At 60.1% G+C, this 9,357-nt stretch carries 5 protein-coding genes; 3 read left to right on the forward strand and 2 right to left on the reverse strand.

The annotated features are described in order from the left end of the window. Nucleotides 1-175 precede the first annotated feature (175 nt). On the reverse strand, nt 176-1,582 hold the full coding sequence (locus tag CH289_RS27340) for a hypothetical protein (protein ID WP_094729003.1): 1,407 nt from the start codon (nt 1,580-1,582) through the stop codon (nt 176-178). Between the two features lie 186 nt (nt 1,583-1,768). Further along, nucleotides 1,769-2,941 (reverse strand): site-specific integrase, encoded by a 1,173-nt coding sequence (locus tag CH289_RS27345; RefSeq protein ID WP_094729005.1) that lies wholly within the window; start codon nt 2,939-2,941, stop codon nt 1,769-1,771. Nucleotides 2,942-5,214: 2,273 nt separating this feature from the next. Here CH289_RS27345 and CH289_RS27350 point away from each other — a divergent pair. From CH289_RS27350 to CH289_RS27365, 3 genes are all read left to right on the forward strand, one after another. Beyond that, complete coding sequence (locus CH289_RS27350; RefSeq protein ID WP_094729007.1) at nt 5,215-6,141, forward strand: ParA family protein; 927 nt, start codon at nt 5,215-5,217, stop codon at nt 6,139-6,141. Nucleotides 6,142-7,106: 965 nt separating this feature from the next. Continuing rightward, nucleotides 7,107-7,910 (forward strand): DUF2637 domain-containing protein, encoded by an 804-nt coding sequence (locus CH289_RS27360; RefSeq protein WP_094729011.1) that lies wholly within the window; start codon nt 7,107-7,109, stop codon nt 7,908-7,910. Nucleotides 7,911-8,039: 129 nt separating this feature from the next. Then, a complete protein-coding gene (locus CH289_RS27365) occupies nt 8,040-8,555 on the forward strand; it encodes a HEPN domain-containing protein (protein WP_094729013.1) in 516 nt (171 codons plus the stop codon). Nucleotides 8,556-9,357 lie beyond the last annotated feature (802 nt).

Here is a 9,357-nt window from a genome sequence, read left to right on the forward strand (position 1 = left end):
GTGGTGGAGCACGCACGAGCTCGGCCGCCGTCATTCATGAAACGGTGCACCCGCGCTCCGCCGGAGTCATTCGAACAGCCGACAGTCTCGGCGCAGCGAACGCTGCGTGAAGGGCAGTTACCGCACCGTCAACAGATCTTGACGCAAACCGACGTCTGCGTAGCCCTGCAGTGATTCACCGAATTGATCGATGTATGCGAGCAATCAAGTTCTGTCTGTCCGTGAGGATGTCAAGTAGGTAGACCATTGGGACGAGAACAATGTCGGACGGAAGGTGTCCACTGTGTTCGGCAAGGACTTGGGCATTGTTGTTAAAACCGTGCGTTGTGTTGCGCCGCGCATTCCAGAGCTGTAGCAACCGAGATGTCTCTGTTGAATCAGGATCGCGACTCGGAACGAAGAAACCGTCCACGACCTGCTCCGACGCGCGAAGGGCTCGGTATGCCGGAGCCATAATCAGCGGCAGTATCCGGGCAGGTACATGAGTCTCGATGGCGGCGATGCGCTTACGTAGACGTTGTGGAGTCATCAGTTGTCCGATGCCGTTACTGCCGGTGAAAGTATCTCCGAGAATATCCATTGCCGGGAACATGAGCATCAGTTGTGCGTTGTGGTCGCGAGGATGGCGGGTGATCGCGCTGATGCGTGCCAGTAGCTGTTCGAAGTTCAGCATCCAACGTTGGTGCGCGGTGGGGGCGTAATTCTGTTGCGCATCGACGTAGGTTATTGGAGCAAATAGGTCCAAGAGTGTCTGGTTCAGACGTGAGGTCCACCAGTCCACTGCTTCGGAGAACGCAGCCTTGTGAAGTTTTCCCGAGTCGTACGACTCTTTGTCGAAATCTCTGGACGGGTTGTCGTGCGACAGGATCCGCAGCGTGTCCAGTGCGTCTCGGCTTGCACCCTGCCCTAGGCCGGGAAGTCGGCGTCCGAGCGAGTAGATAATGAGCTGACCGAATCGAGGTGCAGCGAAGCCCCACATGGTTGGCGAAAGGTTTCCGAGTAAAGGTGCGTAGTAGAGCCCTCCGAAGATTGTACCTTCAAGGAGTGCACTTGATGATTGAAAAGCGAGAGCGTCCGGGTCCGTCTTCGACTCGGCAATAATCTCTTCCACTGTGTTGTACTGCAACCTCAAAAAGATCTGGGGCAGCTTTGTCCAGCGGTAAACTGTCTCGTGCAGACGAATGTCGTGCACAGAGTGGTGCGGGAAAAGAGGCTCGCTAGTTCCATCGTCATTGATGAGCGGCACCTCGGCCAAGGTATCGCTCCCCCATTGAGTCGCTGCGGGGACCTGATGATCCGCTACGGCGATCAGTGTCGTGATGATTCGATCGAAAAGGGCTGCAAGAGTGCCTGCTTCGTCGAGCGATCGAACCAGATCTTCGAAGTCTTCGGCGAGGTCCACGCTCATGCCGCCGGCTACCTGCGGTGTGGGTGAAGTGGAGACATCGAATCGGCTGCGTGAAAGCGCCGGTCCGTGCAGTACCTGTGACGTTACGGCGGTTACCTGTTCTGCCGAGACGTGCCAGACGGTGTCACCGGCGCCGGGTGGCTGGTCTATATTCAGTCCGAAATGCTGCAGCATTCCCGCAGGTTGGCTTCCGAACATCTGAGGTGGAATGGTGATTTTCAAAGCAAGTGCCCGTCAGTCGGCAGATTGAGTTCACCGGCGCAATGCTCGGCTGTTTGGACCACGGTGCCACGATACGGTTGGCAGCCGACACATGACTTGCGAAGGTGCAGTGTTCGGACGTGCGGTATTCGTCTGGCGTCAAAGGCCTATGCCAAGGACGGCGTTCCCCTCAAGGGGTGCGTGTTCGCGACGGTACACCTCGACGGAATCGAGACTGGCGTGCCCGGTCTGGCGGGCGATGGCGGATCCGTCGGCACCGTTGCGGGCGCCTTGGGTGACGAACCCGGCGCGCAGCGAGTGCCCGCCGAGTTTGGCGAGCGCGGTCGGGTCGTAGCCCGCGTGTTCGGCGCGGCGACGGATCGTCTGGTGGATTGCGGCCCCGGACAGTGCGGTGTTCCCAAGGTTGCCGTTCTTCGCGACTGCCCGCATTAGCGGTGCGCGGGCGGCGGTGCGGGGCACTCCTCCCCTGCACACATGCGCGTCGAACGGTTCCCCCTTGCGGAGGAGTCGGATGACCGAGGGCCTGCCGCCGACATCGAATGCGGCGACGACCTGGATCCAGCGGACGTAGGCGCAGGGTGGGCAGGTCTCGTGAGACTCCGTATACGGGAGGGCTTTCACCGTTCCCCTGCCCTCTTGGTCGGTCTTCGACTTTCGAAGTCGAACGTGCAGGCCGTCGTGCCGATTCACGGTGACGTCCCCGCACGCCAGCTCCGACAACTCGCTGCGGCGGAATGCGCCGGCGAACCCAAGGAGCAGGATCGCGGAGTCGCGGCGTTCCAACACTTCGTCGGCCCACCCGCGGCTGCGTTCCCTCGCGGTCAACACCAAGACGCGAATGTCCTCGACCAACAGTGGGTCTCGCGGGGTGCGGGGCCGGTCCCCCACGGCGGCGTACTCCCGTCTGATTCCGGAGAGGGTCGCGGTGACGAGCTCGTGCGCGGTCGGGGACAAATGTCCGGTGGTGCGGTGTTGGTGGTTGATCGCGGCGATCCAGGTGCCGAAGGTGGCGACGGCGTAGGCCCGCTCCCCCGTTTCGGAACGGGAGTCGGCGGCGTCGACGAGATAGGCGGCGACGGTCACCGGGTGCGCCGGCAATGCGCAATGCCCCTCTCGCTCGGACCAGCCGGTGAAGCGTCGCCATGCGGCGGCGTAGGTCTTGCGGGTGCCTTCCGACCGCGAAGCTTCGACCGCTTTCGCGATCCGCTTCGCGACCGCGGGCGGGATCTGGGGCTCTACTGCCGTCGATACGAGCCCTGCCGTGCCCTCAGAGGCGCCTGACGGGGGTGTTCGGGCTGGTCGAAAGTCCATATCGGCAGCGTAGCTCAGTCCACCGTCATATTGCGGAGCAAAAACTGTGCTGAACTGGTGTTTCGGACCAGACGCTGCGGAAAATGCAATTTACGTTTATGTAAACCGATAAATTTGGGGTGACTGTGGTGGTGCGTAACCCACGAGTCTGGCCCTGGCCGTGAGAGCGCCAGTGGCAGCGGTGAGCAGCCTCGTTATGGGGTGCTCGATACCGCAGGAGCGTGCTTAAGAGTCACCAGGGCTTTTACCGCACAACAGTCTGAACTGCGGAGTTCTCGAACTGGGTCTGGGTGATGGGGTCAGTTGGCGTATCTCGTAGGTAGTGAACGACACTCACATCGGCTGCGGCTCTTCGCGTCTGTCCAATTCGAGGGCTGAGGTTAGGCTTCGCCCCGCATCTATCCCCCCAGGGTCGCGAGCGTCCGGTAAGTGGTCTGGGGGGTCGTGGCCGGGTACGCGTTGCTTGTCGTGATGGCGGCCCTGGTCAAGCCGGCAGATGGCACCTCGCTCGACTGCAGCGTTCAGCGCCGTTCACCGGATTTGTGCGTAAGGAGGCGAACGTTTCGATCGTTAACGCAGGGTCACCGTTGAGCGTTCGCGCCGGGCCGCCGTTAACCGTTCGTCACGGGAGACGGGTTCGGGTGGAATTCGACCTTGGGGTGCCGTGGCGGGCTGACTCGCGCCCAATCCCCGTCGGAGAAGATGCCGATTTGTGGCGTCAGTACCGTGACACAGGCAATGTTCCGGGAGGCAGTATGCAGGTATGCGGGTGCATTTGGGCTGCAATGCCGAGTCTGAAAGAGATTTGTCACTGTGACGGAGACTCTTGTCCACCTCAAGTAGCAGGGTGACGCAACAGGACCTGCCCTCTGTGCGGTGCCCCGTCTTTCAAGTACTTTCGGGCGGCCCACGCGTACGCCCACGCGTACGCCCACGCGTACGCCCATACAGACGGCCATATGAACGGCTGTCGGCCCAACTGGTTGAAGGGCTCAGCTGTAGTTGCAAATTGCCGCGTCTGTCTTCGTTGCACCAGCTGCGTAACCAATCCGGCCCCACACTGAAGACCCATATGTATGCCCATACGTAATGCTGCACTATCTGACCGGCGTAGAGCTGTCGCCGGACGGACCCCGATGTTGGGCGGCCGATTTCAGCCGAACGAGTAGCGGGCGCGGATTGATCCACAAGCGCGCTAGTCGACCGCCTGTATGCGGGCACGGCGGAGTTGTTCCTCGCATGGTGACTAGCCGCACCCTAGCGATGCGCAACAGTCGTGTGGAGAGATCTGCCCTCGATCCGCGTGCACGCCCGGAATTTGTGCAGCTTGCCAACGTGCGGCGCCACCTGTAAATGATGCGGCTGCGCCCGATCCAATACTGGCGGTCTGCCCGAATTGGCACGCGTTAACCGGACTCTCTCTTCCCCATTCTGGGATGTCGTCAGATGCTCGCATTCAACGCACAGCGTTCTGCGCGGTCCGTGGCCGTGCCATCGAGTGATCTGCAATCTCTGTACCTCGGAGTGGGCTGCCTCCTGCCAAGTCTGACACTCTGAAATGGAAGTTCTTTTCAAACCAATCTCGGTGGCACTGTACGGCCGGTTGACTCGCAGGCGTTCCAAGTCGACTACACTTACTTAGGGTGTGACCTGCTGATTTGTCCAATCTGCCGGTAGGTCCGCAAGTAAGCCCATACATACGGCCATACATACGGCCCGAAGGGGGGCTTAAGCAATGGCCGTAAGAGTGGTCGTTAAAGTGCTCAGGGCAACGGGTATCGCGGCGGTCGCATGGGCGGACATGTAGAAGTACCGTGGCCGGTGCGTAACACCGTTCGGATAGCTGGCCTCAAACCTGGCCGTCTGCGCGGCGGCGCATGCGTCCGTGCGATTGGTCTGTCATCTGTACGCAAGCCACGCCTGTTATGCAACCGCTTTACTTGCTGTCTGTAGAACTGCATCAAGGCACACACGATGCACCGCACGGCAAGCCTTTCGCCGGGCGCTTTCAACGGCTTGTGCGACAGCGGGCAGTGCGTCTAGTTGCATGACTACCGCGACGGTTGTAAAGGCAGTTTTAAAGCCAGCCGTTCATAAGCACCGGCAGTCGGCTTTATGTCGGGTCGTTTCAAAAGCCAGCAGTAGGCTCTGCTGCACATCCTGATGCCCGGCCACACCTCAGCGCTGACGCAGGGCCGCGCCTAAAGCTCTGCATAAAGTTGTGCGGCCGCGCGTGTCGGAGACCGCAGGTGCGTCGCTAGTCCAGTACCTTTATGCGTGTGACGACAACCGCAGCTTCACGGACAGTGCTGGTCGCTAACCAGAAGGGTGGCGTCGGCAAAAGTTCGATCGTGTCGGCCGTGGCGGGCATGGTCGCCGCAGCGGGGCGGCGCGTGCTTGTCGTCGACGCCGACCAACAAGCCAACGTCTCCTCGTCTGACCTCGGGGTTGAAGGCGACGGCGGACGCGGATTGAGTATGGCGTTGCAGTTCTCGCAAGCATTGACTCCTGTCCGGAATGTTCGCCCAAACCTCGATGTCGTCCCGGGTGGCCCGGCGCTCGCCGTTGTTGCGTCTGTAGCAGCAACCGCGTCGCAGACTGGAATCGATCTGCGCGGCAACCTATCGAAGACGCTGAACGAGTTGGATGAAACCGAGAATTACGACTTAGTTCTAATCGACTCCGGTCCCGGCGATGCCCCCCTTCTTGAGGCCCTACTCGGGACGGCTCGATACCTCGTCGTACCCACCAAGGATGACGACGCCAGCTTGTCTGGTGTCGAACTACTCGCGATGCGATACCTACGGGCGCGGCAAGCTGGATCCAAGATTCAACTTTTGGGTGTTGTCCTTTTTGACACAAATCCCCGCGCGACGGCACGAAATCGCGAAGTCTTCGACCAAGTCAACGAACTTCTCGAAGGCAGCGGCGCTGACCCGTTCGAATCGTTTATACGATCGGATCGTGCTGCAGCAGTAGATCTTCGAACACGTCATCTCACTCCGTCGGAACTGGTCGAAGCAGCTGAGTCTGACCAGAAAAGTCGTCTGCAGAGACTGCGTCAGAAGGGTAAGTCCAGCGACCGCCTGTGGTCCCGCGATCCATCCGGGCTGGCATCGGACTACCAAGGCTTAACTCGCGAGATACTCAGCCGTGTCGCGAACGCAGAACGCAAACAGGTTGCAGGCGGTGTCGCGTGACTACACGAAAGCGCCGGGCCGCATTTGATCCGAATGCACTCAACGATCTAGACGAACTGCTCCCACCGCTCAATCTCGTCCGAGACGCTGCAGCGGCGGGCAGCGCTACCGCGGTTAACACCGAACGCGACAACGCTGACCAAAATAGTGTTGCGACGGCCGCCCAGGAGGTCGTCGATTCGAACGGCGACCGAGCAGGGCGCGCTCACGCACTCGCAGTAGTAGCGGACGACCAGCCAGAAACGTACGACGATTCCGACCGAGGCTCGGTAGCAGATGAGCCTGCAGAATTCGAAGAACACACCCCGGCAGTCACTACGCAAACCGGGACCGAGGACAAGCAGAACTCGCCACGCCGGGCGGACGCACGACGAAAGAACGTAAGAAAAGACTCGGCGACAACCAGCGCAAACCGTGTCGCACCACCCGAGGTAGCTTTGCCTTATGAGGTCTACGGCGCCTTGCGGTCACTCACGTTGGAGGAGCGGACTGCGAATGCGGTAACGGCACGTACATACGGTCAAGTTGTACTCGACGCGGTTGAAGAGCACGCGGACGAGCTGAAGGCACATTGGGCGGGTGCAGTCGCGAGCGCAAGTACGGGCTTGTTCAAAAGGGCGGACGGAAGGCCCACACGTAGGCGACACAATGCACCCCTGTCTCGTGTTCCGCTCGCTGGAGTCATTAACTCCGACGCGGCGCTTCTCGATCAGCTAGCTAGTGACTGGGGCGCGGGCAGTCGAAGCGCCCTAGTCGAACAAGCTCTGCGTCTGTACCTACGGGTCACCTGACTCCTGGCGTTGAACAGGGTGCGCTCCGCTTTCGTCGAGCCCTGGAGCTTCCGCGTTTAGAAGACGTACAGCCCAAGGCCGATCTCCCGCTCACGTACGCCATTTCGCCTCCCAAGCGCAGTCCGACGTAGCTGCAGCAGACACAGTCCACCTTTCAAAGGAGTCTCAACGGACATGCGCACCGATCAGAGCCGTACAAGCGGTTCGCCACCTGTGCTTGCAGTTCATCCGCAGGTGCTGTTCGCCGCGTTGATGACCGGTATCGCCTTGACCGTTGGCATCGCAGCATCGTCATTTTGGCTGTCTTTCGCCGCGCTCCGAGAGCTGGCGATTATGGCCGGGACCGATCCAGGACGAGCGTGGGTCTTGCCCGTCGTTCTTGACGGGGCGATTGTCGCCACGACGGTCATAGCGCTGGCTTTATCGCATCACACAGACGCTGGAACAGTCCGTGGTCGCAATTTTGTGCTGGGGATGCTGGCAGTCGCGGCTGGGGCCTCGATCCTTGGCAACGCTTATCACGCAACGTCGACCCCCAATACGGTTCCGCCTGTAGTTGCAGCCGCAATCGCGACTGTTGCGCCGATCTTCCTGCTGGGCATGACCGAGGTACTTGCCGTGATCCTGCGTGCGCCACGAAGGCGTGAAGAGGTCCTGGCGGAGTCGCAACCTCAGCAGCTGCATCCCTATCTGGACCGGTCAAACGCCGAAGCTTCGTCGCCCATGACGCATCCGAGCGGAGGGCTCGATCCAGCTATCTGGGAGACGGTGCTTGTCTACCTCCAACACCCAGAATGGTCTTACAGCGATGTCGCAAACGAGCTCGGTGTCGATACGGGGACGGTGGGCATACGCCTCGCCGAATGGTTTGACCTGCAGATGATCACAGCCAAACACGGCGCGACCGATCAAAACGCCCAGCACCGTACGACAAAAAGCTCGCTGGAAAAACCTGACGTGATACCAGCCTTGGCGTGAGCCAGGTCTTTCTCGTGGAACGAAAGTCGTCAACCGGGTAGCTGCGGATTTACGGTCAGGGTTTCCTGCGATGCGCGGTCCAAAATCAGCGACTTCCAAACGGTCGCGCCGTCGAAAGGAATAAGACGCATGGCGGGATCCCAGTCGCGCCACGAATTCGACACTAGCTGCGCAGACGTCGACATAATTCTCCACATCGCGCGAGAGCACGAAAGTCAAGGCCTCCCCGAGAGCGCTGAAGTCCTGAGTAAGTCAGCGATCGTACTCATCACCGCATTGTGGGAGGCCTATTGCGAAGACATCGCGGAAGAGGGCCTGAAACACCTTGTCGAACACGTAACCAATCCCAGTGAACTGCCCAAAAAAATCCGAAAAGATCTAGCGACGGATCTGAAAGACAGCAAGAACGAGCTCGCGATCTGGGACCTTGCCGGTAACGGATGGAAACAAGCGCTGTACGACCGTCTGAACAAGTACACCTCGGACCGAAATCGCCACCTCAACACGCCGAAACCAGGCCAGGTAGACGAACTGTTTCTCAAAGCCCTTGGCATCGGCCGCATGTCAGACAACTGGAAACTGGCAGGGGGAAGAAGATCCAAAAAGATGGCCCAGCCGGCCTCACTGACGCCAGATGAAGCTTGAGAGAAGCTGGCAGGCTTCATCGAACTCCGCGGCGACATCGCACATCGCGGTAGCACCATCCAATACGTGACAGTCCTAGAAGCCGAGCAGTACTACGAGCTCGTCAAGATCATCGTCGGCAAAACAGGTGGGGCAGTGAACCGCCAAGTTAAAGCAACAACCGGACAAGGCCTGTTTTCATAAAGAGCGCCGCAGCAACAATAGAATCCGCGACCTGTCCCAGTAACTAAGGCGGTGCCGCGGTATCGCGCGTACGAGAATCAGCGCCGTCGGCGCTGGTCAGCGGTCCGGGCAACGCGTAGTCGAAAACTGCCCCCATGGCATAGCCACGGTTCATCGTTGGCCAACTGACCGGCTTTGCAGTGCGATTTCAAGACGGCGACTTCTACGATCGGTTTACCGTCGCGGCCTCGATGACGGCACGCAATCGGATTTCGACTGCGATGCGGGAGGTGACGGCGCTATCAGACTCCATGATCCATCGATGTGTTGCCTAGACAAGGCACGCGGTAGCGGTCCTGGGTCGGGCAGTTGGCTAGCGGTTCCCACCATCCGTGCGCTGAGGCAGTTGGCGGCGGCAGGACTCCATTGAAACCGGAAACAAACACGGGGCGGGGACATTTACTTGGCCACCAGCGGGGACTTCAACATGGCCATTGACATGGAGAGAGTCTTTGCGTGAAAACCAGAAGTATGCGTGGAAGCACAACAGCGCAATCAACCAACCCCCCCCCCCCCCCCCCCCCGCGCCCCCGCCGCGGTGGCCTCCCCCCCCCCCCTCCCCCACCTCGCCCCGAAGCTT

Source organism: Rhodococcus sp. RS1C4, from assembly GCF_002258225.1.
GTDB lineage: Bacteria > Actinomycetota > Actinomycetes > Mycobacteriales > Mycobacteriaceae > Rhodococcoides > Rhodococcoides fascians_E.